This window comes from Chromohalobacter moromii (genome assembly GCF_023091865.1).
GTDB classification, from domain to species: domain Bacteria; phylum Pseudomonadota; class Gammaproteobacteria; order Pseudomonadales; family Halomonadaceae; genus Chromohalobacter; species Chromohalobacter moromii.
Window position 1 is genome coordinate 158,907 of record NZ_JAHXDI010000001.1, and the last position, 26,263, is coordinate 185,169.

Genomic DNA, 26,263 nt, shown 5'->3' on the forward strand with positions numbered 1-26,263 from the left:
GAGAGAGCATGTACGTTGGCGTGGATTGTGGAACGCAAAGCACCAAGGTGGTGATCGTCGACGTCCAGCGCGCGGCGATCCTGGGCGAGGCCAGCCGCCCGCATCATCTGATGGAAGGTGACGGCGGCCGACGCGAACAGGACGTGAACGAGTGGACGCACGCCTTGACCGAGGCGTTTCACGAGGCGGTCGCCAAGGCCGGCATCCAGGCGCGCGAGATACGCGCCATCGGCGTCTCGGGGCAGCAGCACGGCATGGTGGCCCTGGACGCCGACGGCCTTCCGTTGCACCCCGCGAAGCTGTGGTGCGATACCGAGACGGCGCTTCACAACGAGGCGTTGATCGAGCAACTCGGTGGCCGCGAGGGCTGCCTGGACAAGCTGGGCCTGGTGCTGCAAACCGGCTACACCGCCTCGAAGGTGGCGTGGCTGCGGGAGACGCATCCCGAGGCGTATCGGCGCATCGACACCTTGCTGCTGCCCCACGATTACCTCAACTTCTGGCTCACCGGCGAGCGCGTCGCCGAATGCGGCGATGCCTCGGGCACCGGCTATTTCGACACGCGAGCGCGCGAGTGGCGTCTCGACGTGTTCGAGACGCTGGCGCCGGAACTCTCGCCGACGCGGGTGCTGCCTCGTCTGATCGACTCCCGCGACCCGGTGGGCACGGTGCGTCCCGACCTGGCCCGCGAGCTGGGGCTGGCCGATGACGTGCTGGTGGCCAGCGGGGGCGGCGACAACATGATGGCGGCGATCGGTACCGGCAACATCGCGCCCGGCATGGTGACCTTGAGCCTGGGCACCTCGGGGACCGTGTATGCCCATTCGGACGCCCCGGTGGAAGCGGAGGACGCCCAGGTCGCCAATTTCTGCGCCAGCCACGGTGGCTGGCTGCCGCTGATATGCACCATGAACGTCACCTCGGCGACGACCAAGGTGCGCGAGTTGCTGGGGCTCGATCTGGAAGCCTTTGGCGAGTGCGTGGCCAGGGCGCCGCTGGGTGCCGAGGGCGTGATGGCCTTGCCGTTCTTCAACGGCGAGCGCGTGCCGGCATTGCCGCATGCCTCGGCCAGTTTCGTGGGCATGACGAGTCTCAATACCACGCGGGACAATCTGTGCCGAGCGGTAGTCGAAGGGACGACGTTCGGGCTACGCTATGGGTTCGAGCGATTGGGCGATCTGGCATCCCGGGCCAGCCAAGTGCGTCTGGTCGGTGGTGGCGCCAAGAGTCCGGTATGGCGCCAGATCGTCGCCGATGTCTTGGATGTCGACGTGATCTGTCCCCGCATCACTGAAGCCGCCGCACTGGGCGGGGCGATTCAGGCCGCATGGTGCGATACCCTGTCACGCGGGACGGGCGAGTCGCTGTCGGCGCTCACCGAACGGCTCGTCGAGGTGGATCTCGACACCCTCACCCGCCCGCGTGGCGAACCGGTGCGCCGTTATCAGGAACTTTACCAGCGTTACCGTCAGGCGCTGGCCGAACGCTACGACGTCGCGCCATGAGACGCGACCCATGACCCTTTTCGTTACAGGACATTTGCCATGACGCAACTCGAGGCTCTCAAGCAACTTTCGATGGTGGTCGCCGATACCGGCGATCTCGAGGCGATCAAGCGCTATCAGCCGCACGATGCCACGACAAATCCTTCGCTGATCCTCAAGGCCTTCGAGCTGCCCGGCTATCAAGCGCTGATCGACGAGACGCTGGCGCAGGTCAAGGCCGATATCGCAGATCCCCAGGCCCGTGTCGACGAGGCGGTGGACCGTCTGTCCGTGGCCATGGGCAGCGAGATCACGCAGCTCATTCCGGGGCGCGTGTCCACGGAAGTGGCCGCCAAGCTGTCCTTCGACCGCGAGGCGAGCATCGCGAAGGCACATCGTCTCATCGAGCTTTACGAACAGCGCGGTATCGGCCGCGAGCGCGTGCTGATCAAGCTGGCGTCCACCTGGGAAGGCATCCGCGCCGCCGAGCAGCTCGAGAAGGAAGGCATTCAGTGCAATCTGACGCTGCTGTTTTCCGAGGCGCAGGCACGGGCCTGCTTCGACGCCGGGGTGTATCTGATCTCGCCCTTCGTGGGCCGCGTCACCGACTGGTACAAGCAGAAGACCGGGCAGGAATACACGCCGGAAGAAGATCCGGGCGTGGTGTTCGTGCGCAAGGTCTGCGATATCGCCAGCCGCTACCGCTACGACACCGTGGTCATGGGCGCCAGCTTCCGTACCAAGGGCCAGATCCTGGGGCTGGCCGGCTGCAATCGCCTGACCATTTCACCGGCACTGCTCGAGGAGCTCGAGAGTGAGGAAGGCGACATCGAACGCAAGATCAGCGATGTCGGGGACGCCAGCGAGCGCCTCGCGCCGATCGATGAAGCCGCGTTCCGCTGGGGGCTCAATCAGGATGCCATGGCGACGGAGAAGCTCGCCGAGGGCATTCGCCGCTTCGCCGACGATCAGGCGACCCTCGAGGAGAAGCTCGCCGCGCGCCTGGGATGACGTGCCATCGCGTAGCGTGAAGACAAGAAGGCCGGCGAATGCCGGCCTTCTTGCTTTTGGGTAGATGGGTGACGTGAAACTCAGCCTTTCCAGACATCGGCGAGAATCTCGTACGAGCGACGTCGATCGTCATGGTCGTAGAAATCACCGTTGATCATGAGTTCGTCGGCTTGAGTATGCGCCAGGAAGCGCTCGAGTTCATCGCGGATCGTATCGGGGCCACCGACGATGGAGGCACCGAGATTCTGGCTGACCATGGCGCGTTCCTGTGGCGACCAGTCGAGTGCCTCGACCGGGGGCAGGGTCCGCGTGCTCTTGCCGCGAATAAGGTTGAGAAACTTCTGCTGCTGGGTAGTGGCCAGGTACTGCGCATGGGCGTCGCTGTCGGCGGCGACCAGTGGGATGCCTAGCATCACATAGGGCGCGTCCAGCACGTCGGAGGGCTGGAACATCTGCCGATAGAGCTGGATGGCCTCGAGCATGTAGCCCGGCGCGAACTGGCCGGCGAAGACGAACGGTAGGCCGAGCTGTGCGGCCAGGCGCGCGCTGAAGTCGCTGGAGCCGAGCAGCCAGAGCGGTACATGCGTGCCCTGACCGGGAATCGCCTTGACGCGCTGATCGGGCCGGGCATCGCCCAGGTAGCCGCGTAGTTCGGCCAGGCGGTCGGGGAAGTCATTCACGCCGGCGCGAGGATTGCGACGCATGGCCTGCATGGTCACGCCGTCGGAGCCGGGCGCGCGTCCCAGACCGAGATCGATACGACCGGGATAGAGCGTTTCCAGCGTGCCGAACTGTTCGGCGACCACCAGCGGTGGGTGGTTGGGCAGCATGATGCCACCACTGCCCACGCGGATACGTTGCGTCTTGCTGGCGACATGACCGATGAGCAAGGACGTGGCGGCGCTGGCGATGCCGTCGATGTTGTGATGCTCGGCGAGCCAATAGCGGTTGTAGCCCAGAGTGTCGGTGAGCTGAGCAAGATCGACCGTGCGCTCGAAGGTCTCGGCGGGCGTGCCGTCATGCGAGATCGGTGCGAGATCGAGCACGGATAGCGGTATTTGCGAGAGTCGGCTCATGATGGCCTCTTGGATAGGGTGAACGTTAGCATCCTCAATATTTCCCTTCTGTTGGGATGGCGAGGGCATAACTCAAGGCAAGAGGGCTTCCGAAACTTGCTTATGGCGCTAACTGAGCCCAAGCCCAGATACCAAAGAGCGCAATGCCCAGCACGCCGATGGGGCGTGCGTGGCGCCGCCACAATGACAGGGCGGCGTCGCCGGCGAGATGCACCAGCAAGGCGAGGCCGAAATAACGCACGCCACGGGCCATCAAGGCGGCCAACAGGAAAAACGGAAATGGGTAGCCGCTGGAGCCGGCAGCGAGCATGGCGATCTGGAAGGGGATGGGGATGACGCCCACCGCGAGCACGGCCATAAAGCCGTCGCTGGCCATGCGCGCTTGAAAGGCGGCATAGGCGTCTTGACCTCCGAATAAAGGAATGAGCGTCGCTCCCCAGGTATTCAATGCCCAGGCCCCTAGGGCATAGCCGATGCAGGCAGCGGCCAAGTTGCCGGCCAGCGCTACGCTTGCCAGGCGCCATTTGCGCTGCGGCTGGGCCAGCATCCAGGGAATCAGGATGGTTTCGATGGGAATCGGTACCAGCAGGGTTTCCAGCATCGAAGCGAAAAACAACAGCGACAAGGCGTGCCGTGAATGCGAAAGACGCTCAAGCCAAGCGGTGGCGGACGCCAGGCGGTTCGTTGGCGGCATAACAGGCTCTTTAATGAAGTTTAATGGTTGATATACTTAAATATAAATTGCGGTTATGGTCGTGCAGCGTTGGTTTTGCCATCATTGTCGATTGGTCTCATGCACCGAGCTTTGATTCTCTGGGTCATTGAAGTTGTGCCGAGCTCGGTGATAAGAACCCGGGAGGTGCATGAGGCGCCGTATCGTCGGAGACTAAGAGGATAGCTGCATGGCCAATATTGGAAGGCAATACGTATTTATCGTCTCCGCCCTAATCGTTGCGGTTCTGGTCGCCATTGGTGCGGCCTTTCCCGAGGGCTTCGGTGAGGCGGCATCGACGGCATTATCAACCATTTCACACTATTTTGGGTGGTTCTACCTGTTCTCGGTCTTCGGGTTCGTGGTGTTCCTGTTGACGCTGGCCTTCAGCAAGTACGGCAAAATCCGTCTGGGTCCTCAGGACAGCTCGCCCTCTTACAGCTTTTTCTCGTGGATCAGCATGCTACTGGCGGCGGGATTTGGCGTCGGGCTAGTATTTTATGGCATGGCCGAGCCGATGACACACTTTCTCGAACCGCCTTACGGTGACATGGAAGGCGGCACCGAGGAAGCGGCACGCTATGCCATTCAATATAGCTTCTTCAATTGGGGCATTCACCAGTGGGCGGCGTTCTCGGTGGTTGGGTTGATCATTGCCTATTACCAGTTCCGCAAGGGGCAGGCGGGACTGGTGTCCAACGTGCTTTCGAGCATGACCGCCAAGCGTCCCAAGTTGCGCAGAGCGGGGCCGGCACTGGATGTATTCGCCGTGGTCGCGACCGTGATGGGGGTAGCGACCTCCATCGGCCTAGCGGTGTTGCAGATCAACGGTGGCCTACATGAAGTATTCGGTGTCGAAGAAGGTATCAAGTGGCAATTCATCATCATGGGCGCCATGTTCTTGTGTTATATGGCGTCCACTTGGTCGGGGCTGGATAAGGGGATCAAGCGCCTCTCCAACCTCAACATGGCGCTGTGCTTCGCGCTTATGTTCTACGTGTTGTTCACTGGTCCGACCGTGGCCATTCTCGAAACCATCACGCTAGGCATCGGCGATTACCTGCAACATATCGTGGGTATGAGTCTGCGTATTGCGCCGTATAGCGATAACACTTGGGCGAGCAATTGGACGATTTTCTACTGGGCTTGGGTCATTGCCTGGTCACCCTTCGTGGGGACCTTCGTGGCGCGTGTCTCGCGCGGGCGGACCATCAAGGAATATGTGTTCGGCGTCTTGTTCGTGCCGCCGCTGCTAGCCTGCCTGTGGATCGGCGTCTTCGGTGGGGCGGCGCTCAATATGGAGTTGACCGGCGATGTCGGGCTGGCGTCGGCAACCGCTGACAACATCACCGTAGCGTTGTTTCAGATGTTCAACTTGATGCCCTTCTCCAACGTTCTTTCTGTCGTGGCGCTGTTTTTGATCTTCATCTTCCTGGTGACGTCCGCAGACTCGGCGACGTATATCGTCTCGCAGATGACTGATGGCGGCTCGCTGAATCCGCCCTTGGTGAAGCGGATTATCTGGGGCGTGTTGATCGCCGCGATATGTCTCACCTTGTTAGTGGCGGGAGGTTTGAACGGTCTGCAATCCGCCGCGGTGCTGGCAGCCTTGCCATTCACCTTTATTCTCTATGGCATGATTATCGTCTTGATCAAGGAGTTGCGGGCGGACCGCAAGGCGATGCTGACTTCACTGTACCATCGTCACGGTGAGACCCCGGTCGGCGCCGACGCCTTTGAAGCCGAAACATTGGCCGATGCCGAGCGGTATCGTCGCGCCCCAAATGTGGTCAACCGGCGTATCAATACGCGTGAAGGCGGATAATACGTCACATGACGACACCTATAACGCCCGGCTTTGGCCGGGCGTTATAGGTTGGCGATGGTGGAAACGCGCGTCACCTCTTATGGTAAAGCAATATTGCATGCACGGAGTGAGGAATGCCCCAAGTGGTCAAAGCAGGTAGACGGCGAGGTCAAGGTGCCACTCGCCGCCAGAGACGAGGCCCCGTGCGTCGCCGGGGCAGCGTCGATGAATGGTTGAATCGGCTGGTGAGCATCGCCGTACTCACTGCGTTGATCGTGGGCGTATCGGCGTTGCTGGTCACCTTGTTGTGGGGCTGATCATGTTGACCGTGGTGAGACTCTCCAGAGTCCGAAACAGCGCGCGAAGACCCAGATGCCCATCCCCCAGGCGCCATTGACCAGGAAGCCAATGGGGAATCCGGAGAGGTTGAGGCCGCGCCCCTTGAGCGGAAAGACGATGAACAGCGCCACGAGTGTCAAGGCGATACCGCCGAACAATACGCTTTTCCACCACAGCCCGGTCGTGACGTGGAAACGTGTGAATATCCATAGCATGACGATACCCCATACACCGCCCCAGAAGCTTGCCGACAGCCACTGAGGAATACCCAGGGGCGGTACGGCTGTCATGCCATAGGGTGCAAATGGCACGATGGCGTAGGCGTGCAACAAGCCAGCCATGGGCTGATGGAAGCAAAGCACGGCGAAAAAGCCAGCGATGAAGGCGAGTGGAATCCAGCGTGGCATGACGGTTCTCCTTTCAGATCGAGGGTACATCCAGTATCGGTCAAATTCATATGCCTCACATGATGATCGCCATATGATCGCTGGGGTTCTCTACACTGTAGGCCTTGCATCATTCCGGGAGCGCCATGAAACCGTCGTTTGCCTTCCTCGCGTTGAGTTGCGCCGTGATTGCTGCGGGTATCGCCCTGGATAAAGGCGTCTGGACAGTCCCTCGTGCCTGGAACCCCTTTCAGCCCTTGCACATCGAAGACCCGTTGACCCCCGTCACACAGTGGAAGTTGCGCCGGCTCAAGGGGAATCGCCAGGCATGCCGTAATGTTCTCGACTCCGCGCCTGCCGGAACGCTGACGTACACGCCGCTGGCGGATTACACCCCCGTTGCTGGCTGTCCGCTTAAAAACGTGGTGCGCGTGCGCCATACCGGCGTCGGTTTCAATGCCAGCTTCGTGGCCAGCTGTCCGTTGGCGGTGGCCTGGTCGTTGTTCGAGCATCAACGCCTTCAGCCGGTTGCGCGGGAGGTGTTCGGTGAGCCGGTGGAATCGGTACGTCATCTAGGAAGCTTTGCGTGCCGCAATATCTATCACCGCGACAACGCTCGCCGCAGCGACCATGCTACTGCTGAAGCGCTCGATGTGGCGGCCTTTCGGATAGCAGACGGACGCCGAGTGTCCGTGCTCGAGGACTGGGAGGGTAACGATGACGCGGCGAAGTTCCTGCATCGCGTGCGCGACGGCGCTTGCGATGTGTTCGGGACGACCCTGGGGCCGGACTACAATGCCGCGCATGCCAACCATTTCCATTTTGGCATGCGCGGCATCTCATTGTGTCACTAGTGACATCGCGCATGGGCGCGCCGTTCGTCCTATGCGCATCACCTCATGGATGTGCCAAACTGAAGGCCGTCATCTTCTTCACCACGGACTACCAGGAGGCACCCGCATGCGCATCGACGTGCAGGACATCATCGACGGTGAACCTATTCCCGAACGCTTCGCGTTCGCCGTTCCCGATCCCGAGCAACACCTGCGTTTCAGCGACAACCGCAACCCGCATGTTCACTGGCACGATGTGCCCGCCGGGACGCGTAGCCTCGCGCTGTTGGTGGTCGATGTGGACGCGCCTACGGATCCTAGCGACGTCAACCAGGAAGGTCGCAGCGTGTCAGCCGATCTGCCGCGCGCCGATTTCTACCACTGGGTTTTGATCGATATCCCCGTGGAGGTGAGCGGCATCGACGAAGGCGAAGATGCCGACGGTGTCGTGGCCATGGGCAAGGCACCGGGGGAGACCGGTAAGGGCGTACGCGGGATCAACAGTTACACGGACTTCTTCATCGATGACGAACAGCTCGAAGGTATCTATGGGGGCTACGATGGGCCTTGCCCCCCGTGGAATGACGCTCGGGTACATCGCTATCACTTCACCATCTATGCCCTGGATGTCGCGTCGCTGGGGTTACAGGGCGAGTTCACTGGCGATGAAGTGCTCGAAGCCATGCAAGGGCGGGTCCTGGAGCAATCCAGCGTGATGGGTACTTACACGCTCAACCCCGAGCTTGCACGTTAAGCTCGTTCACAAAGGTGACTCATGGAATGAGACATAGACGCACGGGATGGTGGCTGGCCCTGGTGGGGCTGGCGCTGAGTGGCTGTGAAATGCTGCCGACGGGAGGACCGACACAGCCCGTCGAGATCGAGGAAGCCGGCGAAGGCTCGCCGGCGGGCGCCGTGGAACGTCAAGTTGCGTTTCCCGCCGAGGAATACGCCAAGCTGGATAAGCATGGATCTGCTGTCGTCAAAGGGCGATTGCGTTACATGTCCTCGTCCGCCGGCACGCTGGTGGGCAAAAACGAAACCGTGTCGATCGCCCCGGCTACGCGCTATTCCGCCGAGGCTGCCGAAGCCGCGCTGGCGGGTAAGCGCATCGAGCCTGCGGACCCACGTGCCCGTGAATACACGCATTACGCCAAGACCAACGACAACGGCTATTTCGAGGCTACCGGTATCCCCGCAGGGGTCTTCTATGTGGCCGGAAGTGTGCGCCTGCCGGATGGCTCACGCAGCCCACTGATTCTGAAGCAAATAGAGATCGGCGCCGGTCAGACGCGAGAGGTCGATCTGAGCCGCTGACGCATGAGGTATGAGCCCAATGACAAACGCCCTGCCGGTTGGCAGGGCGTTCATGGTTCGTTCCTTGCCCACGCAAGGGCGAGGCGTGCCCCGATCACTGACGTCAGCTCGAGTGCGTGGGTGTCTTCTTGTAGTGTCCGGGCACCGTCACGCGTTCGCCATTGGGCAGATCGCGGACATAGGTAGGAACGTAGACACGTTTGATGACACTCTTGGCTTCCGCCATGATCAAGTCTCCTGTGAATTCGACGCCTTCACGCTACGCCGGTTGCGGATTGGAATCAATCTTATCCCCCATGGCCGTTCGTATGATAATGACCTGTTTATCTGACTGTTGACCGAGCTTGCCATGACTCCGTTCAAATCTCGTGCGCTTGAATATCTCGATGCCGTCGTTCGCTATGGCTCGCTACGCCGAGCCGCCTCCCATCTGGAGGTCAATCCCTCGGCGCTGAGTAGACAACTGCGGGCCCTCGAGGAAGAACTGGATTCCATACTACTGGTACGTTCCCCACGGCTTGGTCTGACCCCCGCCGGTGAATTGATGCTGCGTCACTATCGCGATAGGCGCGCTGCCGAGCGGGCGACACTTTCCCAGTTGCAAGCAATGCAGAATCTGGAACACGGCGAGGTACACATCGCCGTCGGCGAAGGATTCATAGCGGACTTGGTCTCGGCGCCCTTGCAGAACTTTTTGGCCACCTATCCGGGATTGGAGATCGAAGTGCACATGGCCGGGCTCACCGACGCGATGGCGTTGGTCGAGGAAGGGGGAGTCGATCTGGCATTGCTGTACGCGCCGCCCGACGATCACCGTTTGGTGTCGCATGTCGATCGGTGCCAACCGCTGGATCTGATCGTGCCCGCGGAACACGCATTGGCCCGCACGACGGCGCCGCTGACGTTAGCCGAGATCGGTGCGCATTCCTTAGCGCTGATCGATGGGCAGACCGGAATGGGGCAGTTGGTCGATATGGCATTGCGGACGGCCAAGCTGTCTTATCGACCGCGTATGAAAACCAACTCGGTGTCGGTGCTCAAGAACTTCGTGCGTTCCGGTTTGGGAGTGACGTTCATGCCCGAACTCAGCGTTCTGGAAGAGATTCACGAAGGAAGCATTGTCACACGCGAGGTTGATGCAGAGGTCCTGTGCCAGGCGCAGGCACGCATTGTCAGTCAGGTCGAGCGGCCTTTGACGGTGGCAGCCCAAGCGTTCATTGAACACTTGCGATATAGCATGCGTTTCTTCAGCGCCGACGCCCCGCGCGTCTTGGATGCACGCATGTTGCCTTTAAGGCAACGCTAGAGCGCTTGAAAGGTCAACATCGCAACGATTAGCGTCATAGAGAGCCGCTGAAATCAACGGCCGATCAATACGCGAGTCATGTCGCGTTCCGATAACAACAAGGAGTCTCTTTCATGCATTTCTCGATGCTGCGTCCCGTGTTACTCACAACAGCCATTACAGGCTTGCTGACGACGGCGAGCCTGGCCAATGCGGCCACGACCATCAACCTGAGCTATAACGGACCCTCCGATGCCGACAAGAATGCGGTCCACCTGTTTGCGTCCAATCTCAAGCGGCTAGTGGAAGAAAAAACCGACGGCGATATTCAGCTCAAGCTATATCCCAACTCCATGCTTGGCGAAGAACAGGAGCGCATGGAGCAGGTCGCTAATACGCCGAGCCTTAACATCGCCTCATTCGCCGGTTTGTCACCGATCGTTCCTGAAATCTATGTCAGTGCTACCCCCTTCCTGTTCGATGATTACAACGCCGCTCATGAGTTTTTCGACGAGGGCGATTATTGGAACAAGGTCGAGCAGGCTCTCAAGGAGCGTACTGGTGCCGAGTTGCTTGGCGTGATCGAGGAGGGTGGTTTTCTCGGGTTTACGAACTCCAAGCGGCCAATAAAGGGCCCCGATGATTTCGAAGGACTGCGCTTTCGTGCCATGGATCCTAGCCAAGTCGCGCTCTATGAGGCCTTCGGTGCATCTGGCACGCCGATTCCCTGGACCGATACCTACATGGCGCTCAAGACCAATGTCGCCGATGGCCAGATGAACCCGCCGATGTACATCATCATGGGCAGTCTCTACGAAGTGCAGAAATACTTCACCCGGGCCAACGTGCAGTACTCCGATCAGTTCCTCGTGGCCAACGGCAGTTGGTACGAGGGGCTTTCCGAGGACGATCGCCATGCCATCGACTCAGCCGTCGAGGAAGCCAATGAGCTCAACCGTGAAGATGTCGAGAAGCGGGTCGACGAGCGCGTCCAGTTTCTTGCCGATAATGGCATGACGGTGATCGAGCCTAGCGATGAAGAGATGGCGGCTTTTCGTGAAAAAGGTCAGCCGGCCTATATCGAGTGGCTTGAAGAGCAGGGGATAGGCGACGAGTGGATCAAGATGGCGCTCGAAGATGCCGGCCAAAGCGACCTGCTCAGCGACTGATCCTCACGTTATTCACTCGGATGCCAGGAGTACGACCGGTCATGCCGGTCGTACCATGTAATCGCTATGTTCCGAAACACTTTATTATCGCTGCTGGGGCGGATCACGACCGGCCTGGGAGGGTTGGCGTTATTGGTCACGCTAATCGATATCTTGTATGGCGTCGTGACGCGCTACTTGGTTGGTCAAGCGCCCATCTGGAGTGACGAGCTTGCGCGTTACTGCTTGATCGCGTCGGCATTGCTGATCGCCGGCAATGTGTGGGTGCGTGGCGAGCATATGCGAGTGGCGTTACTGGAGCGCAAGCTGGAAGGCGTCGCGCGACGTGCATTGTTGGCCTATCAATGGCTGCTCACCTTGGTGCTGTGCACGGCCATGACTTGGTGGAGTTGGCATTACGCTTTCTCGGTGAGCTACTTCACCTCCCAAGGGTTGGGCATTAGCCGTACTATTCCCATGCTTGCGATGCCGCTGGGTTTCGGCCTGCTTGCATTGCAGGTACTGCTTTACGGTCCTCGTCCATTGCCCCAGGCCGGTGATGCCTCTCCAGACGTTGCGGAGGACGCCTCATGATGGTCGCCGCGATGTTCGCAACCTTGCTGGCCAATACCTTATTGGGTATTCCACTTTTCTTGACGCTGATCGTGACCGCTCTGGTGGGCTTCGTTTTCGTCGATCCAGGCATGATCGCGCGCATGATGCCGCAACAGTTCTTCGGTGGCCTCAATAGTTTTTCGCTGATGGCGATCCCATTGTTCATTCTCGCTGGTAATCTGATGAATGCCTGTGGGATGACCGAGCGTTTGATGCGCGTCGCGCGCCTGTTGGTGGGGCATCTGCGGGGCGGTATCGGACATGTCAATGTGGTGGGGAGCGTCTTCATGTCCGGGGTCAATGGCTCGGCGGCTGCCGATGCCTCGGCCCTGGGGGCATTGCTGGTGCCGGCGATGAGGCGCGATGGGTATTCCACGGCTTTTGCCGCTGGGCTAACCGCCGGTAGCTCGCTGATCGGGCCAATCATCCCGCCGAGCATCTTCATGATCTTGTATAGCGCGCAGACCAATACCTCGGTTGGTCAGTTATTCCTGGGTGGCGTGGTCCCCGGTCTTTTGCTGGCACTGGCGTTCATGACGATGAATGCCGTGCATGCCAAAAGGGCGGGATTCGAGCGCCGCACCTCGCTGCCGGCAAGACACGAAGTGATCGATGCCGCACGCGGAGCGCTTCCGGCGCTGGCCGCACCGTTCATCATCGTCGCCGGCATCGTGCTGGGCTTCGTTACGCCGACCGAGTCCGCCGCCTTGACCGTCCTCTACGTGGCGGTATGCGGGCTGCTGATGGGGGAGCTGCGTCTAACGGCTTTCTGGCGTGCTGCGATCGAGACCACACGGTTGACGGCAGCCATCTTCTTGATCATCGGCATCTCGTCGGTGATTAGTTGGGAGCTGGCCTATGCCCAGGCGCCGGACCGTTTCACCAGCCTGCTCGAGCCCTTCATTGACTCGCCGGTGATCGTGCTCTTGCTGCTTAGTGCCATCACCTTCGTGACCGGCATGTTCATGGAGGAAGTATCGGCGCTGATGCTGCTGTCGCCGGTATTTACCCCGGTGGCGCTGGCGGCTGGTATCGATCCGGTGGCGTTGGGGATCATCATCACGCTGAATATCACCATCGCCTTGATCACTCCCCCGATGGGAGCCTGCCTGTTCATCGCTGCGGCGGTCAGCCGCTTGGATATCACCGTGCTATTCCGCACTATCTGGCCGTTCATCCTAGTAGCGGTCGGGGTGCTGTTATTGCTGATCGTCTTTCCCGGCCTGATCACCTGGCTACCCAACACTCTGGGCTGACTTCAACTTGAAAATGAATCGCTTGAACGTGACTGACTCGACGCTTTGTGCCATCGATCCCATCGCCGATCCACAGTGGGAGACCATCGCTGCCATCCCCATCGTCGACGATGGGTCGGCGCTACATGCGTTTAGCCTCGCGACGCCGGCTTTACGCGTGCACCCTATCTATCATGCGCTTGGCGTCCCTGGGGCGGTGCCCGAGTGCTGGGCGCGGGAGGCGGTCTATCGGCGGCTTCTCGACGTGGCGCGGCACTTGCCGGACGGTCTGGGACTGGTAGTGCTGGATGCCTGGCGACCTTACGTCGTGCAGCGCCACCTCTACGACACCCTGCTGGAAATGGTGGAAACACGCTATGCGGATCTCGACGAGTCGGATCGGCGAGCCATGACCCGGGCGTTCGTCTCGCCGCCCAGCGAGCGGGTGGATCGGCCGAGTCCGCATCTCACCGGCGGCGCGGTGGACGTGGCGCTGTGCGATGCCGATGGGCTGCTGCTGGACATGGGGTCTGCCTTCGACGAGGCGCGTGCGGCATCGCATACCGTGCATTTCGAGCACCACGCCGTTGACGCCGACACGCGCACCTATCGTGATCGGCGGCGGATTCTCTATCACGCCATGGTCGATGCCGGGTTCGCCAACCTGCCAAGCGAGTGGTGGCATTACAGCTACGGCGACCAGATGTGGGCCTGGTACCGCGGCGAATCCCGCGCGCTATTCGGCCCCAGCGGCCCCGATAGCCTGGAGGCTCGCTGGCGGCGTTCGCTCGGGCAGGACGCCTAGCGGACTGGCGGGATGCCCAGAGACGTCAGAGCGGCATCCAGAGAACTCCGCTCGCGTTCGGCATAGAGCGTCAGCTCGTCGGTGACCGGCGCGCCAAGTGCCTCCTCGAAGGCTTCGCGGTTGGCGTGACCGGCATAGGCCTCGCTGCCGTCACCGCCGAGATTCGATTGAAAGATGCCGGCCGCGCTGACCGGCAGGAAATCCTCATAAGTGATCGGTCGGGTCGTTATCAGTCCCTGCTCGATCAACCGCTCGACCGCGGTCTCGGCGATCGCGCCGGCCTCGCGTCCCGCCTCGGTCGTCCGGTATTCGAAGAAGGCCAGGCCCTGACGGCGCAGTTCGACCTCGGTATCCGGGAAATCGGCGAAGACCTCGGCCAGCACGCGCTGGTGCGCCTCGTTGCTCAGGCCGGCGGTGCGTCGGCGCGACTCGCCGAGCAGCCGGTCGTAGAGGGCGCGTCCCTTGGCCGTCAGCGCCACGCCGCGCTGTTCGATCTCGCCGAAGCGTGCGGTGTGGGTGCCCTGGCGATCGCCGGCGAAGCGGGTCGGCTCCTCCAGAGCCTTGAAGCTGGTCTGGCGCAGCAGGACCGGGCAGGCGCGACGCGGGGGGCCTTCGATGACTTCCTTGGGGTTCATTCCCGCCGCCGGCATCCGCCGCTGGACCTCGTCGATGTCCAGGGTGCGCGGCGTCAGGTGATTGATATGTGGCCCGTGGAAGCAGACCACGTCGGCGATCAGCCGGTGCTCGGCATGCAGTGCCTCGTAGGTGTCCAAGTCCACCGTGGCGTCCTTGTGCCAGCGAAAGGTCTCCAGCGACTCGGCCACGAAGCGGTCGGCCTGTTCGTCGGTGAGCCCATCCTGGCGCTCGCTGAGTTCGATCAACTCTCGTGCGCTGGGCGTGAAGATGTCACGCGCGGCGAGAATGCTGGCGGCACGCTCGCGCAACTCGGGGCTTTCGATCAGTTCCAGGCGCAGCAGGGACGTGAAGACACGGAAGGGGTTGCGCGCCAGGGCCTCGTCGTCGATGGGCCGGAAGGCGGTGGAATGTACCGGCACGCCAGCTTCGGAGAGGTCGTAGTAGCCCACCGGAACCATGCCCATCACCGCGAACAACCGGCGCAGCATGGCGAGCTCCTCGGCGCTGCCGACACGAATGGCACCGTGCCGCTCGACGCCGAGACGATTCAGTTCGTCGTGGGTCGCGAGTCGCTCGGCCAGTTCGGGGTCGCGCTCGAGGATCTCGCGGTTCACTTCCGCCACCAGCTCGAGCAGGGTTTCGTACTGCGGCACCTCGGCCTGATACATGGCCGACATGGCCCTGGAAAAACGGTCACGAATCTCGTGATGGGAAACGAGGGTTGTCATCGGAGGTACCTCTCAAGTCGAACAAGGGCCCAGCGCCGTTCGTGAGCGCGGTGTCCATCATGGAGGTGATGAGACCAGAGCCCCCATCGCATCGGCAAACGAAAAAAAGCGCGCTACCCATTCCTTTAACTCATGTATTACGCTTGAGTGCTTTAAATAAAGCCTGGGGCATGAGATTTCAGCATGAGCGTTGCGAATTCATTCCGTCGAGGAAAAGACGCATGACGGCACGCCACCTGCCCTCGACCATCACCATGCAGTGCTTCGAGGCGGCTGCACGGCATATGAGTTTCACACGTGCCGCCGACGAGCTGAGCATTACCCAGAGCGCCATCAGCAAGCAAGTGGCGCAACTCGAAGCGTACCTGCAGCACAAGCTGTTCCGGCGTGTGCGCCGCACCCTGGTGCTGACGCCGGAGGGCGCGCTGTACCTTACTGAAGTACGCAAGATTCTGGCACGGATCGAGATGTCAGCGAACGCGATCATGAGCTACAGCGGGCAGGGCGAAGTGCTGCGGGTGGCCTGCCTGCCGACCTTCGGGGCCCGCTGGTTGGCCCGCCAGTTGCCCGATTTCCTGAACGCCAACCCGCACATCGACCTCAGCGTTAGTGACCATGTCGAGCCCTTCGACCTGGATCAGGCAGGTATCGACGTGGCCGTCTTCCACGGGCATGGTCGCTGGCCGAAACTGGAGTGCCACAAGTTGTTCGACGAGGAGGTGGTCGTGGTCGGCGCACCGGACTATCTGGCCAGACGGCAATCGACGAGCGCCGCCGACCTGGCCGAGTGTCGCCTGCTGCACCTCTCCACGCGCCCGGATGCCTGGCACCGCTGGTTCGCCGACCAGGGCATCACCACCGAGCGCAGTTACCACGGCACTCGCTTCGAGACCTTCCAGATGCTGATCCGCACGGCGATGAACGGCGGTGGTCTCGCCCTGGTACCGCGTTTCTTCGTCGACACCGAGCTGGCCGAAGGCCGCCTGTCCCTGGCCTGGCCTCACGTCCTCAAGGGACCCGACGCCTACTACCTGGTGCACCCCGAGCACCTCGGCGAACTCGTGCGTGTGCGCCGTTTCGTCACTCATGTGCTGACGTGTGCCGAGGTGGATGCGCCAGCCGGGGCGTCGCGCTAGTGCCTGCCGCCGGCGCTTCCGGCGGCAGGCGCCGCGGCTTTCAATCAGCGCTCACTTCGGCGGTTCGACGTGGCCGCCGAAGCCGAAGCGCATCGCGGAGAGCAGCCGGTTGGCGTAGGTGCTGTCCTTGCGCGAGTTGAAGCGCGCGAACAGGGCGTTGGCCAGCACCGGGGTGGCGACGCCTTGCTCGACGGCGGCGTCGATGGTCCAGCGGCCTTCGCCACTGTCGGCGACGGCGCCGGAGTAATGATCGAGTTTGGGGTCGCCGGTCAGGGCCTGGGCGGTGAGGTCGAGCAGCCAGGATGAGACCACGCTGCCGCGACGCCAGACTTCGGCTACGTCGGCGAGGTTGAGATCGAAGCGTTCGTCTTCCGGGAGGTCCGGCGATGACTTGCTCTGCATCAACTCGAAGCCTTCGGCGTAGGCTTGCATGAGGCCGTACTCGATCCCGTTGTGGACCATTTTCACGTAGTGGCCGGCACCGACCGGGCCGGCATGGATATAGCCACGCTCGGCGCTGTCATGGGGCGCGTTGCGGCCATGCGTGCGCTCCAAGTTACCGTGACCGGGCGCCAGGGTATCGAACAGTGGGTCGAGATGAGCGAAGATCTCTTGCTCGGCACCGACCATCATGCAATAGCCGCGCTCCAATCCCCAGACGCCGCCCGAGGTGCCCACGTCCACGTAATGGATGCCCGTGAGCGCCAGCGCCTTGGCGCGGCGGATGTCGTCCTTGTAGAAGGTGTTACCGCCGTCGATGATGATGTCGCCGGCGTCCATCCGCTCGGCCAAGGCATTGACCGTTTCCTCGGTAGGGTCGCCGGCAGGCAGCATGACCCATACCACGCGCGGTGTTTCCAGTTGATCCACCAGCGTCGCCAAGGAGTCCGCCGGGGCGGCACCGTCCTCGATCAACGCCGAAGCGATGGATTGATCGCGGTCATGGGCGACGACGTCGTGGCCGCCGCGCATCAAGCGTCGGGCGATATTGCCGCCCATGCGGCCGAGTCCGATGATACCGAGTTGCATGTTCTTACCTTTCGCGATGTCGGGTAGGGAGTGGGAACGGCGGCAAGCCTACCGATACCGAGTGCATGACGCAAAGCGGGCCATGTCGCATGACACGGCCCACTCGAAACCTCACATGTGAGGTGTCAATCCCAGCTCAGCGCGCCGCCGACTTGGTATTCCGTGACGCGCGTCTCGAAGAAGTTCTTCTCCTTGCGCAGGTCGATGATCTCGCTCATCCACGGGAACGGGGTCTCCGCGCCGGGGTACTGCTGCTGAATTTTAGCTATAGATGAAACCATAGCCGTCTACATTCTATCAAAGATTGAGCCAACGTCAGGACTGAAAAGCTTATGATACAGTTTTGTGGCGTAACTATCTGTCATGCCTGATATGTAATCACAAATCACCCTGTTTTTATTTTCCGCCTCTAAGTATTTTTGGTAAGTAGATGTTGGCAACAGACGCTTTGGATTTTTTTGCAATGTTTCGAATATTCTGATTATTATTTGCTGACCCTTGTATTCGAGCGTTTGTACTTCTGGTTTTTTTATCACATTTTCATAGATAAAGTGCTTGAGGGAACCCAGAAGCCTTTCTTCAGAGTCGAGCATTTCAGCTTGATATCTAAGCATTGGGGACGAAAAAGAAGTCTTCTCAGTGATTGTGATGTTTTTTATGAAGTGGCCGACAAGTTTGCTGATTGCATGTTTTCTTTCTTTGTTGGAGTCGGAGAATAGCTTCGCATCGTAGAAATCTTTTTCCTTTGCAATCAGGCTTTCACGGTCGAGGTTTTCTTCAACCATATTATCCCAATCTTTTTTTAATATAAGGCCAAGCGCTAATGCATCCTCTAAATCATGAACTCCGTAAGCTATGTCGTCAGCATACTCCATTATTGTAGTGTCAAATGATTTGTGCGAACTCTTATGGTGAGAGTTATTGTTAGTCTTTACCTCAAGGAATGTTTTAGTGTCTGTATCTGAGAAGGGGAGTAGTACCCATTCTAAAATGTCGATTTCTTCATCGTGTATACATTTTGGTGGTTTGATGTTATCTATATTTAGAGTAGAAATTTTATCTATAAATTGGTAGTTGCTTACTTGTCTGTGTAGTGCTGGATATTTTAAAATCCCAAGCATTGTTCTTCTGGTGAGGTCTATTCCATGCTTGGGTGAGTATTCGCCTAGTTTGCTTGTTATTCTTAGGGTTTGGCCGTTACCTTCAAATCCCCCTTGAGAGTGCATGTAGTAATTTAAGGCTAACTCACCACCATGTCCAAAAGGAGGATGGCCTATATCATGGCATAGGCAAATTGCTTCAATTTGACTCAAAGTTGGTATGAATTTGAGGTAATGAGGTTGGCTTTTGTGTTTTTCTCTAAGACTTTCGCAGATGCCGGAGCCTATCTGGGCTACTTCCATAGAATGTGTTAGTCTTGTTCTGTAAAAATCATTTTCACCGATTCCAAGAACTTGGGTTTTAGATTGAAGTCGTCTAAAAGCTGCAGAGTGAATGATGCGGGCACGATCTCTTTGAGCTTCGCTGTCTTCTGTGAAAGAATTAAAAGCTTTTCGCTGGTAGCCGTCTTCGTATCGTCTTCTTTCGTTCCACATGGATATACCTCCAAAGCTGAGGATTACTAATTTCCGTCCAAGTTGTGATAGCTGGCTTAAGGCACGAAACCAGCCATAGATTTTTATATAAATCCTAGCTCAGCGCGCCGCTGGCCTGATGCTCGGTTACTCGTGTCTCGAAGAAGTTTTTTCCTCGTGGAGAGTGACGAGTTATCTTGCCAGGATTATGTCTTTGCATTGCCGTTGTGATAGAGGCTAGTTTTCTTTTTTGGGAGGCTTGGTTTTTGGCATTGGAGTGCCCGATGTTGTAGGTTTTAACCCTCGATCTTCATTCATTTTTTCTCTGCGAGGGGAGGGTTGTGGTTTTCTTGAGTTTCTGTCTTGCATAGTAGTCTCCGCTATTCATAGAAGTTGATGAAGTAGGTCTTTGCGCTTTGTCTCGCTCTTTCCATTATTTTTTCATTATGGGGCAGGGATGCCTTGCCTAAGTGCTTTTGTATAGACAGCCTTCTTTTTTCCTTAATTTCTATGTGAAGCTTGTGAATTTCCTCCTCTGTAAGCCTACCCTCGGCTATATGGAACCAGTGGTTTTCCATTGATATAAAAAGACTTTCGAGTTCGTTTGTTAGGGAGCTTAATGACTTGAGTCGTAGCGAATATGGCAAGTGCGGCTTTATGACATTTATGAACTGAGATGCTGCTATTATTGTCGCCCATAGGAGCTGTAAGTTGTTCCATACAGCCCAGCTAGCGATGCTGCCACTTGATGCCGCTGCTAGGAATATGTTTATTCCTCTTTCCGTGTTTTCCGTTTTTTCGAGATACAGTTCAAGGTAGTAGACGTGGATTTTTAGTTGGTCTAGCTCTCTCCAGAACTTTTTTTGGTAGATACTGCTCATTCTAAGATTCGCCGATTTCCCATGTAAAGACTTTGTTTGTAGTTATATCATTCCATTTTTCACAAGCTTTCTATAGTGCTCGCCTAGAACTGTAAGTTTGCAGGATTTTCCTGACATAGCTGCGTGATACATGTGGATGGTATCAATAGGAGTAACGAGATTTACCCTGTTCATTCGTTGCAGAACTGCAAAGCGTTCAGTGTTTTTAGTGTTAGGCTCATCGCTTTCCGGCTCGAAGCTAGGGTCTAGTTGAAACTCAAAGCCTGGGGTTGGGAAGAGTTCTGTTATTCGTTGGAGGTCTGGTAAAGCTATCGGGGGCTGGACTGTTCTTAGCGAAAAAAATCTAGTAACGTTAGTTTTGAATACTGGTCTTTGTTCCCAAGGGCCCAAGGACTGATCAATGTGAGCATAAATGCTGCCAGGCGTTATTTCACCAACCAAGTTGCTAGCGGCGCCACATAAAGCATCAACGAATAGCTGGGTAAAAATCCCTGAGCCATTCTCTTCCGAAGAATATTGATTAGCGGTAGAGGCAGTGAGAATGGTTACGCCTTCGGTAATCTCGGCTGTTTGCATGCAACCTGATCTGTTTCCAACGATTCCCGAGTGACAACTGTCAAGAATTATCAAGCGATTTCTTGCGTTAGACTGGTTGGCAAATGTCACCACATCATTTAAAGGCACTCCTTCATCACCAGATTCAGCATCGCTGGCTATTATATACCCTCCTGTAGAGTCAAGGCAGCCATGGCCAGCGAAAAAAAGAAGCGCACAGTCGCTATCTCCTTCGAATAGTTCTTGGATGTTTTTCCTAAGGTCGGATCTGGTAATTGAGCTTTCTGAGCCATCAGAGGTGAGTAGTTTTGTAGAGAAGTTTACGGTTCCGTCGCTATTTCTCTCTAGTGCAGCTTTGACTTCATGTGCATCATTGACGCAACCAAATAATGGAGGCACGTGATCGTAGTGGTTTATTCCCACGATGAGTGCTTTTTTCATTTTGCCACCTTGTTGATTGCATTAACAATCGAAATGGTATTCCACTTGACAATGATATCAGCGTTGTCTTTGACGATTCTTGATGTGCGCTCTGATCCCCATGGCTCAATGGCAATTATTGATTTAGGGGTTGAGAACTCTTGATTTGCTATTATGATTTCTTTTTGTATCCACTTACTGTACGAAGAGTAGACGCCAGCTAATATAATGACGGCATGAGAGCGCGAAATCTTGTTTTTTATTGCTTCTGCAAGCTCTTTGTCCGTGCCTGATGTATGGATAGGGTTGTTTTGGGGCACTGAAAAATTTTTATATGAAAAATTTTGATGGTTGTCTAAAAGTGAGGTCAGCTTGTCGTAAGCGTCAGAGTATGCCCAAGAGTGACTTATGAAAAGGTGGCAGGTTTTAGACATGGTTTTCCTTGTTGTATGGGTTTTTAATCTGACATAGCTTCCAGTTAGTTTTCTGACTGTCCTGCTATCTATGACTAGCAGGACAGTCAGATGCTAATCAGTACTCAATCCCAGCTTAGCGCGCCGCCGACCTGATATTCCGTGACGCGGGTCTCGAAGAAGTTCTTCTCCTTGCGCAGGTCGATGATTTCGCTCATCCACGGGAAGGGATTGTCGGCGCCGGGATACTGCTCCTTCAGGCCGATCTGCGCCAGGCGGCGGTTACAGATGAAGTGCAGGTACTCCTCCATGATCGCGGCGTTCATGCCCAGCACGCCGCGCGGCATGGAATCGCGCGCGTAGGCGATTTCCAGCTCGGTGCCCTCGATGATCATCTGCGTGACTTCATCTTGGAATTCCGGCGTCCACAAGTGTGGATTCTCGATCTTGATCTGATTGATCATGTCGACGCCGAAGTTCAGGTGCATCGATTCGTCGCGCAGGATGTACTGGAACTGCTCGGCGACGCCGGTCATCTTGTTGCGCCGACCCATGGAGAGGATCTGGCTGAAGCCGCAATAGAAGAAGATGCCTTCCGTCACGCAGTAGAAGGCGATCAGATTGCGCAACAGCTCCTGATCGGTTTCCGGCGTGCCGGTGTGGAAGTCCGGACGCGCCAGCGACTGGGTGTGCTTGAGGCTCCATGCCGACTTGGCGGCGACCGAGGGCACCTCGCGGTACATGTTGAAGACTTCGCCTTCGTCCATGCCCAGCGATTCCACGCAGTACTGGTAAGCGTGGGTATGGATGGCTTCCTCGAACGCCTGGCGCAGCAGGTACTGGCGGCATTCGGGGTTGGTGATCAGGCGATATAGCGCCAGCACCAGGTTGTTGGCGACCAGCGAGTCGGCGGTGGAGAAATAGCCCAGGCTGCGCTCGACGATGCGACGCTCGTCCTCGGTCAGGCCGTCATTGCTTTTCCACAGCGCAATGTCGGCGTTCATGTTCACTTCCTGCGGCATCCAGTGATTGGCGCTGCCGTCCAGGTACTTCTGCCACGCCCACTCATACTTGAAGGGCACCAATTGGTTGAGGTCGGCGCGGGCGTTGATCATCTTCTTGTCGTCGACCTCGATACGCGCCGCCCCCATTTCCAGTTCTTCCAAACCAGCGGCGACATCGAGTTCGTCCAGCGACTTGCGGGCGCGCGCTAGCCGGTCTTCATCGGCCACCTGGTAGCGTGAAGCGCTTTCGCGCACCTGCTCGGGTTCCGGGGCAGCAGGTTGTGCTGCCGGATTAGTGGCCGGCGCGGGCTTCTGAGGCTTGGCGGCGGCACTCTCGTCATCAACCGTGTCTTCGTGGAATTCGTCCCAGTTCAACATATGTCTGTCCTGTTCTCTCGCTGGCGGCGTCAAGGTATGACGCCGGTGGCTAGACTTTGGTGAGCTTCGAGCTTCGAGCTTCGAGCTTCGAGCTTCGAGCGGCTCGCTGCCCGAAGCTCGTAGCCCGTGGCCGGGTTTACTGGCAAGCCTCGCAGCCGAGTTCGTCGATATCGCCCGCCGAGGGGGCTCGCGAGCCGCTGCCGCTCTTGCCGTTCAGGAAGTCGTCGATGCCGCGCGCTTCGCCGGAGGCGCCACTGGCCGCTGGGCTGGGTGCGCCGCTGGCGGCGGGCTGAGTCGACGGCGCCGCACTGCTATCGGCGTTGCCCACGGCATTGAGGTTGCCACGATCGACGGTGGATTTTTCCACCGAGGTGGCGCCTAGCGCGCGCAGATAATAGGTGGTCTTGAGGCCACGGAACCAGGCCATGCGATAGGTGACATCGAGCTTTTTGCCCGAGACGCCGGCGATGTAGAGGTTCAGCGACTGGGCCTGATCGATCCACTTCTGGCGCCGCGCGGCGGCTTCGACCAGCCACTTGGGCTCGACCTCGAAGGCACTGGCATAGCGGGCCTTGAGGTCGTCCGGCACGCGGTCGATGGGCTGCACGGAGCCGTCGTAATACTTGAGATCGTTGATCATGACCTCGTCCCACAGGCCGCGTTCCTTGAGGTCGTTGACCATGTAGGCGTTGACCACGGTGAACTCGCCGGAAAGGTTCGATTTGACGAACAGGTTCTGGTAGGTCGGCTCGATGGACTGCGTCACGCCACAGATGTTGGAGATCGTCGCGGTCGGCGCGATCGCCATGACGTTGGAGTTGCGCATGCCCTGACTGGTGACCTTGTCACGCAGACGCGACCAATCTTGCGTGGTAGAGGTATCCACCTCGATATAGTCGGCGCCGCGCTCCTCGGCCAGGTTCGCGATGGAGTCGATGGGCAGCACGCCCTTGCTCCATAGCGATCCCTCGAAGCTTTGGTAGCGTCCGCGCTCGGCGGCCAGATCGCTGGAGGCTTCGATGGCGTGATAGCTGATCAGCTCCATCGAGGTGTCGGAGAATTCAACGGCCTCCTGAGAAGCATAAGCGATCCCACGCTTGTAGAGTGCGTCCTGAAAGCCCATCAAGCCCAGCCCCACCGGGCGGTGCTTGAAGTTGGAGCGCTCGGCCTGCGGCACGGCGTAGTAGTTGATGTCGATGACGTTATCGAGCATGCGCACGGCCGTTTTGACGGTCTTCTTCAGCTTGTCGCCATCGAGCTCACCGTCGACGATGTGCTGCGCCAGGTTGATCGAGCCCAGGTTGCAAACGGCGATTTCGTCCGCCGAGGTATTGAGGGTGATCTCCGTGCACAGGTTGGAGCTATGCACCACGCCGGCATGGTTCTGCGGGCTGCGCAGGTTGCACGGGTCCTTGAAGGTGATCCACGGATGGCCGGTTTCGAACAGCATGGACAGCATCTTGCGCCACAAGTCCTTGGCTTTAACGCGCTTGAACAGGTTGAGCTGTCCGTTGCGGGTCATTTCCTCGTACTCGGTGTAGCGCTTCTCGAAGGCGGCGCCGTACAGGTCGTGTAGGTCGGGGCAGGTGGACGGCGAGAACAGTGTCCATTCTTCGTCGTCGAAGACCCGCTTCATGAACAGGTCCGGCACCCAGTTGGCGGTGTTCATGTCATGGGTACGGCGGCGGTCGTCGCCGGTATTCTTGCGCAGTTCGAGGAATTCCTCGACGTCGAGATGCCAGGTCTCGAGATAGGCGCAGACCGCGCCCTTGCGCTTGCCGCCCTGATTGACGGCCACGGCGGTATCGTTGACCACCTTGAGGAACGGCACCACGCCCTGCGACTTGCCGTTGGTGCCCTTGATGTAGGAGCCCAGCGCGCGTACCGGGGTCCAGTCGTTGCCCAGGCCGCCGGCCCACTTGGAGAGCATGGCGTTGTCGCGAATCGCGCCGTAGATGCCATCGAGCTGATCGGGCACGGTGGTGAGGTAACACGAAGAGAGCTGGCTCTTGACGGTGCCAGCGTTGAATAGCGTCGGCGTGGAGGCCATGTAGTCGAAGCTCGAGAGTAACTCGTAGAATTCGATGGCCCGCGCTTCGCGATCATCCTCGTTGAGCGCCAGGCCCATGGCGACACGCATGAACATCACCTGCGGGAGTTCGTAGCGGATGTCGTCATGGTGCAGGAAGTAGCGGTCGTAAAGCGTCTGCAGGCCGAGATAGGTGAACTGGGCATCGCGGGTGTGATCCAGCGCCGCACCGAGGCGCTCGAGATCGAACTCGGCAAGCTGCGGATCGAGCTGGTCGAACGCGATGCCCTTGGCGATGTAGGCCTTGAAGGCCGGTGCGTAGAGCTCGGCCATCTCCTGGTAAGTCGCTTCGTCGGCGATATCCAGGAAGGAGAGTGCCTCGCGCCGCAGGTTGTCCTGCAAGAGTCGCGCGGTGGCGTAGGTATAGTTGGGTTCTTTTTCGACCAGAGTACGCGCGGTCATCGTCAGCGCTTGCGACACGCCATCGATGGAAACGCCGTCATAGAGATTCTTCAGCGACGCGTCGACGATCTTCTGTGGCTCGACGTTGGTGAGCCCTTCGCAGGCGTCAAACACCAGCGTCTCGACTCGGCCCAGGTCCAGCGGACGCACGGTGCCGTCGGCCTGCGTGACGTTGAGGCTGGGGTGCGGTTTGGCGATATCGCCGTTCTGGGGCTGACGGGCGCGAGCATGTTCTTCGCGGTACAGCACATAGGCACGGGCGACCTTCTGCTCACCGGCGCGCATCAGGGCCAGCTCGACTTGGTCCTGGATGTCCTCGATGTGCAGGGTGCCGCCATCGGGCATGCGACGCAGGAAGGTATCGACGATGCTCTGGGTCGCCTCGTGTACGAAGTCACGGATGCGTGACGATGCTGCGGCATTGTCGCCTTCGGTGGCGATGAACGCCTTGGTGATCGCCACCGAGATCTTGCTGCCATCAAAGGCCGCGACATCACCGCCTCGCTTGATGACACGCAGTCGCTGCGGTGCGGTGATGTCTACTGACGCCTTGTCAGGGGAAGAAAGAGTGGTATCCATGACGCCTTCCTGTCGTTACGGGTCCAAGGGAAAAGGTGCCGCCGTTCATGTCGCATCGTGAGAAGTCGAGCGTTATGGCGACGATGGCCGAATTAGCCGTCCTGTCTCGGCATTTTCGTGCCTGAAGAGGCCCATTCGGGACGAGCACGCGAAATACTGTGATCCCTATATATGGGGTGGGTCGTGATGATGAGCACAAGATAGAGCTGTTTCTCAGGGGCCGCAAGTGGATAAGCTGTGGATAGTCTGTGTCTCTCTTGGGGGTTGTTCTTGCGCTCCGTCAAGATATCTATAACTCGCTGCCACGCGACGATTTTTCAATCAGCGTGGCGATCTCTATGATGCTCGACAGCTACTCGAGAGTGAATTCGGGTATCATCGCTGGC

The 26,263-nt window shown here is 58.5% G+C and carries 24 protein-coding genes and 1 pseudogene; 12 read left to right on the forward strand and 13 right to left on the reverse strand.

The genetic code is table 11. From position 1 onward, the window contains the following. The first annotated feature begins 8 nt into the window (after nucleotides 1-8). A complete protein-coding gene (gene xylB / locus KZO83_RS00730) occupies nucleotides 9-1,505 on the forward strand; it encodes a xylulokinase (RefSeq protein ID WP_247619390.1) in 1,497 nt (498 codons plus the stop codon). Nucleotides 1,506-1,544: 39 nt separating this feature from the next. Further along, the gene (tal, locus tag KZO83_RS00735; protein WP_011505953.1) at nucleotides 1,545-2,495 is read left to right on the forward strand and encodes a transaldolase; all 951 of its coding nucleotides are present in this window, start codon (nucleotides 1,545-1,547) and stop codon (nucleotides 2,493-2,495) included. Nucleotides 2,496-2,575: 80 nt separating this feature from the next. Here the strand turns inward: tal and KZO83_RS00740 are convergent, their stop codons facing one another. Both KZO83_RS00740 and KZO83_RS00745 read right to left on the reverse strand, forming a co-directional pair. Continuing rightward, nucleotides 2,576-3,571 (reverse strand): LLM class flavin-dependent oxidoreductase, encoded by a 996-nt coding sequence (locus tag KZO83_RS00740; protein WP_247619391.1) that lies wholly within the window; start codon nucleotides 3,569-3,571, stop codon nucleotides 2,576-2,578. Between the two features lie 100 nt (nucleotides 3,572-3,671). Continuing rightward, nucleotides 3,672-4,265: a YqaA family protein gene (locus tag KZO83_RS00745; protein ID WP_247619392.1), complete on the reverse strand. Its 594-nt coding sequence runs from the start codon at nucleotides 4,263-4,265 to the stop codon at nucleotides 3,672-3,674. A gap of 208 nt (nucleotides 4,266-4,473) precedes the next feature. Between KZO83_RS00745 and KZO83_RS00750 the strand changes: the two genes are divergently transcribed. After that, a complete protein-coding gene (locus tag KZO83_RS00750; protein WP_247619393.1) occupies nucleotides 4,474-6,108 on the forward strand; it encodes a BCCT family transporter in 1,635 nt (544 codons plus the stop codon). A gap of 299 nt (nucleotides 6,109-6,407) precedes the next feature. Here the strand turns inward: KZO83_RS00750 and KZO83_RS00755 are convergent, their stop codons facing one another. Next, entirely contained in the window at nucleotides 6,408-6,836 is a 429-nt protein-coding gene (locus KZO83_RS00755; RefSeq protein ID WP_247619394.1) for a hypothetical protein, read from the reverse strand. A 125-nt stretch (nucleotides 6,837-6,961) separates the two neighbouring features. Between KZO83_RS00755 and KZO83_RS00760 the strand changes: the two genes are divergently transcribed. From KZO83_RS00760 to KZO83_RS00770, 3 genes are all read left to right on the forward strand, one after another. After that, the gene (locus tag KZO83_RS00760; RefSeq protein ID WP_247619395.1) at nucleotides 6,962-7,669 is read left to right on the forward strand and encodes an extensin-like domain-containing protein; all 708 of its coding nucleotides are present in this window, start codon (nucleotides 6,962-6,964) and stop codon (nucleotides 7,667-7,669) included. Between the two features lie 106 nt (nucleotides 7,670-7,775). Continuing rightward, the gene (locus KZO83_RS00765; RefSeq protein WP_247619396.1) at nucleotides 7,776-8,402 is read left to right on the forward strand and encodes a YbhB/YbcL family Raf kinase inhibitor-like protein; all 627 of its coding nucleotides are present in this window, start codon (nucleotides 7,776-7,778) and stop codon (nucleotides 8,400-8,402) included. Between the two features lie 26 nt (nucleotides 8,403-8,428). Beyond that, on the forward strand, nucleotides 8,429-8,965 hold the full coding sequence (locus KZO83_RS00770; RefSeq protein WP_247619397.1) for a carboxypeptidase regulatory-like domain-containing protein: 537 nt from the start codon (nucleotides 8,429-8,431) through the stop codon (nucleotides 8,963-8,965). A 103-nt stretch (nucleotides 8,966-9,068) separates the two neighbouring features. Here KZO83_RS00770 and KZO83_RS16305 read toward each other — a convergent pair whose 3' ends face one another. After that, nucleotides 9,069-9,191 (reverse strand): hypothetical protein, encoded by a 123-nt coding sequence (locus KZO83_RS16305; protein ID WP_257125191.1) that lies wholly within the window; start codon nucleotides 9,189-9,191, stop codon nucleotides 9,069-9,071. 123 nt (nucleotides 9,192-9,314) lie between these two features. Here KZO83_RS16305 and KZO83_RS00775 point away from each other — a divergent pair, with 123 nt between their 5' ends. The 5 genes from KZO83_RS00775 (at nucleotide 9,315) to KZO83_RS00795 (ending at nucleotide 14,053) form a co-directional block, all read left to right on the forward strand. Beyond that, complete coding sequence (locus tag KZO83_RS00775) at nucleotides 9,315-10,271, forward strand: LysR family transcriptional regulator (protein WP_247619398.1); 957 nt, start codon at nucleotides 9,315-9,317, stop codon at nucleotides 10,269-10,271. 113 nt (nucleotides 10,272-10,384) lie between these two features. Continuing rightward, the gene (locus KZO83_RS00780) at nucleotides 10,385-11,419 is read left to right on the forward strand and encodes a TRAP transporter substrate-binding protein (RefSeq protein WP_247619399.1); all 1,035 of its coding nucleotides are present in this window, start codon (nucleotides 10,385-10,387) and stop codon (nucleotides 11,417-11,419) included. A 66-nt stretch (nucleotides 11,420-11,485) separates the two neighbouring features. Beyond that, a complete protein-coding gene (locus KZO83_RS00785; RefSeq protein WP_247619400.1) occupies nucleotides 11,486-11,992 on the forward strand; it encodes a TRAP transporter small permease in 507 nt (168 codons plus the stop codon). Next, a complete protein-coding gene (locus KZO83_RS00790) occupies nucleotides 11,992-13,269 on the forward strand; it encodes a TRAP transporter large permease (protein WP_418904297.1) in 1,278 nt (425 codons plus the stop codon). Before KZO83_RS00785 ends, KZO83_RS00790 begins: the two co-directional genes overlap by 1 nt. A gap of 28 nt (nucleotides 13,270-13,297) precedes the next feature. After that, nucleotides 13,298-14,053, forward strand: a complete 756-nt coding sequence (locus KZO83_RS00795) for a M15 family metallopeptidase (RefSeq protein ID WP_247619402.1) — start codon at nucleotides 13,298-13,300, stop codon at nucleotides 14,051-14,053. Here KZO83_RS00795 and hglS read toward each other — a convergent pair. After that, a complete protein-coding gene (gene hglS / locus KZO83_RS00800; protein WP_247619403.1) occupies nucleotides 14,050-15,417 on the reverse strand; it encodes a 2-oxoadipate dioxygenase/decarboxylase HglS in 1,368 nt (455 codons plus the stop codon). The two genes, KZO83_RS00795 and hglS, sit on opposite strands and share 4 nt — an antisense overlap. Nucleotides 15,418-15,638: 221 nt before the next feature. On the opposite strand from hglS, the gene KZO83_RS00805 reads away from it, so the two are divergent. Continuing rightward, a complete protein-coding gene (locus tag KZO83_RS00805; protein WP_247619404.1) occupies nucleotides 15,639-16,553 on the forward strand; it encodes a LysR substrate-binding domain-containing protein in 915 nt (304 codons plus the stop codon). Between the two features lie 51 nt (nucleotides 16,554-16,604). Here the strand turns inward: KZO83_RS00805 and gnd are convergent, their stop codons facing one another. The 8 genes and pseudogenes from gnd to KZO83_RS00845 all read right to left on the reverse strand — a co-directional run bounded on the left by gnd (nucleotide 16,605) and on the right by KZO83_RS00845 (nucleotide 25,877). Then, complete coding sequence (gene gnd, locus KZO83_RS00810; protein ID WP_247619405.1) at nucleotides 16,605-17,582, reverse strand: phosphogluconate dehydrogenase (NAD(+)-dependent, decarboxylating); 978 nt, start codon at nucleotides 17,580-17,582, stop codon at nucleotides 16,605-16,607. 125 nt (nucleotides 17,583-17,707) lie between these two features. Beyond that, nucleotides 17,708-17,842, reverse strand: a pseudogene (locus tag KZO83_RS00815) (ribonucleotide-diphosphate reductase subunit beta); the annotation flags it as partial. A 27-nt stretch (nucleotides 17,843-17,869) separates the two neighbouring features. Next, on the reverse strand, nucleotides 17,870-19,177 hold the full coding sequence (locus KZO83_RS00820; protein WP_247619406.1) for an anti-phage deoxyguanosine triphosphatase: 1,308 nt from the start codon (nucleotides 19,175-19,177) through the stop codon (nucleotides 17,870-17,872). Between the two features lie 359 nt (nucleotides 19,178-19,536). Further along, a complete protein-coding gene (locus KZO83_RS00825) occupies nucleotides 19,537-20,037 on the reverse strand; it encodes a hypothetical protein (RefSeq protein WP_247619407.1) in 501 nt (166 codons plus the stop codon). A 42-nt stretch (nucleotides 20,038-20,079) separates the two neighbouring features. Next, nucleotides 20,080-21,033 carry a caspase family protein gene (locus KZO83_RS00830; RefSeq protein ID WP_247619408.1) on the reverse strand — a complete coding sequence of 318 codons (954 nt, stop codon included), beginning with the start codon at nucleotides 21,031-21,033 and terminating at the stop codon, nucleotides 20,080-20,082. Then, entirely contained in the window at nucleotides 21,030-21,446 is a 417-nt protein-coding gene (locus KZO83_RS00835; RefSeq protein ID WP_247619409.1) for a TIR domain-containing protein, read from the reverse strand. The genes KZO83_RS00830 and KZO83_RS00835 overlap by 4 nt, the downstream gene beginning before the upstream one ends. A gap of 104 nt (nucleotides 21,447-21,550) precedes the next feature. Further along, nucleotides 21,551-22,807: a ribonucleotide-diphosphate reductase subunit beta gene (locus tag KZO83_RS00840; protein ID WP_247619410.1), complete on the reverse strand. Its 1,257-nt coding sequence runs from the start codon at nucleotides 22,805-22,807 to the stop codon at nucleotides 21,551-21,553. Nucleotides 22,808-22,943: 136 nt separating this feature from the next. After that, nucleotides 22,944-25,877 carry a ribonucleoside-diphosphate reductase subunit alpha gene (locus KZO83_RS00845; protein WP_247619411.1) on the reverse strand — a complete coding sequence of 978 codons (2,934 nt, stop codon included), beginning with the start codon at nucleotides 25,875-25,877 and terminating at the stop codon, nucleotides 22,944-22,946. Between the last annotated feature and the right edge of the window lie 386 nt (nucleotides 25,878-26,263).

Excerpts from the sequence above, each read along its gene's own strand:
- KZO83_RS00805 (WP_247619404.1), top strand. The coding sequence starts at position 15,639 with ATGACGGCACGCCACCTGCCCTCGACCATCACCATGCAGTGCTTCGAG.
- KZO83_RS00770 (WP_247619397.1), top strand. The coding sequence starts at position 8,429 with ATGAGACATAGACGCACGGGATGGTGGCTGGCCCTGGTGGGGCTGGCG.
- KZO83_RS00820 (WP_247619406.1), bottom strand. The coding sequence starts at position 19,177 with ATGTGGAACGAAAGAAGACGATACGAAGACGGCTACCAGCGAAAAGCT.
- KZO83_RS00755 (WP_247619394.1), bottom strand. The coding sequence starts at position 6,836 with ATGCCACGCTGGATTCCACTCGCCTTCATCGCTGGCTTTTTCGCCGTG.
- gnd (WP_247619405.1), bottom strand. The coding sequence starts at position 17,582 with ATGCAACTCGGTATCATCGGACTCGGCCGCATGGGCGGCAATATCGCC.
- KZO83_RS00750 (WP_247619393.1), top strand. The coding sequence starts at position 4,474 with ATGGCCAATATTGGAAGGCAATACGTATTTATCGTCTCCGCCCTAATC.
- KZO83_RS00845 (WP_247619411.1), bottom strand. The coding sequence starts at position 25,877 with ATGGATACCACTCTTTCTTCCCCTGACAAGGCGTCAGTAGACATCACC.
- KZO83_RS00740 (WP_247619391.1), bottom strand. The coding sequence starts at position 3,571 with ATGAGCCGACTCTCGCAAATACCGCTATCCGTGCTCGATCTCGCACCG.
- xylB (WP_247619390.1), top strand. The coding sequence starts at position 9 with ATGTACGTTGGCGTGGATTGTGGAACGCAAAGCACCAAGGTGGTGATC.
- KZO83_RS00835 (WP_247619409.1), bottom strand. The coding sequence starts at position 21,446 with ATGTCTAAAACCTGCCACCTTTTCATAAGTCACTCTTGGGCATACTCT.
- KZO83_RS00760 (WP_247619395.1), top strand. The coding sequence starts at position 6,962 with ATGAAACCGTCGTTTGCCTTCCTCGCGTTGAGTTGCGCCGTGATTGCT.
- KZO83_RS00785 (WP_247619400.1), top strand. The coding sequence starts at position 11,486 with ATGTTCCGAAACACTTTATTATCGCTGCTGGGGCGGATCACGACCGGC.
- KZO83_RS00840 (WP_247619410.1), bottom strand. The coding sequence starts at position 22,807 with ATGTTGAACTGGGACGAATTCCACGAAGACACGGTTGATGACGAGAGT.
- hglS (WP_247619403.1), bottom strand. The coding sequence starts at position 15,417 with ATGACAACCCTCGTTTCCCATCACGAGATTCGTGACCGTTTTTCCAGG.
- KZO83_RS00830 (WP_247619408.1), bottom strand. The coding sequence starts at position 21,033 with ATGAAAAAAGCACTCATCGTGGGAATAAACCACTACGATCACGTGCCT.
- KZO83_RS00745 (WP_247619392.1), bottom strand. The coding sequence starts at position 4,265 with ATGCCGCCAACGAACCGCCTGGCGTCCGCCACCGCTTGGCTTGAGCGT.
- KZO83_RS00825 (WP_247619407.1), bottom strand. The coding sequence starts at position 20,037 with ATGAGCAGTATCTACCAAAAAAAGTTCTGGAGAGAGCTAGACCAACTA.
- KZO83_RS00780 (WP_247619399.1), top strand. The coding sequence starts at position 10,385 with ATGCATTTCTCGATGCTGCGTCCCGTGTTACTCACAACAGCCATTACA.
- tal (WP_011505953.1), top strand. The coding sequence starts at position 1,545 with ATGACGCAACTCGAGGCTCTCAAGCAACTTTCGATGGTGGTCGCCGAT.
- KZO83_RS00790 (WP_418904297.1), top strand. The coding sequence starts at position 11,992 with ATGGTCGCCGCGATGTTCGCAACCTTGCTGGCCAATACCTTATTGGGT.
- KZO83_RS16305 (WP_257125191.1), bottom strand. The coding sequence starts at position 9,191 with ATGGCGGAAGCCAAGAGTGTCATCAAACGTGTCTACGTTCCTACCTAT.
- KZO83_RS00765 (WP_247619396.1), top strand. The coding sequence starts at position 7,776 with ATGCGCATCGACGTGCAGGACATCATCGACGGTGAACCTATTCCCGAA.
- KZO83_RS00775 (WP_247619398.1), top strand. The coding sequence starts at position 9,315 with ATGACTCCGTTCAAATCTCGTGCGCTTGAATATCTCGATGCCGTCGTT.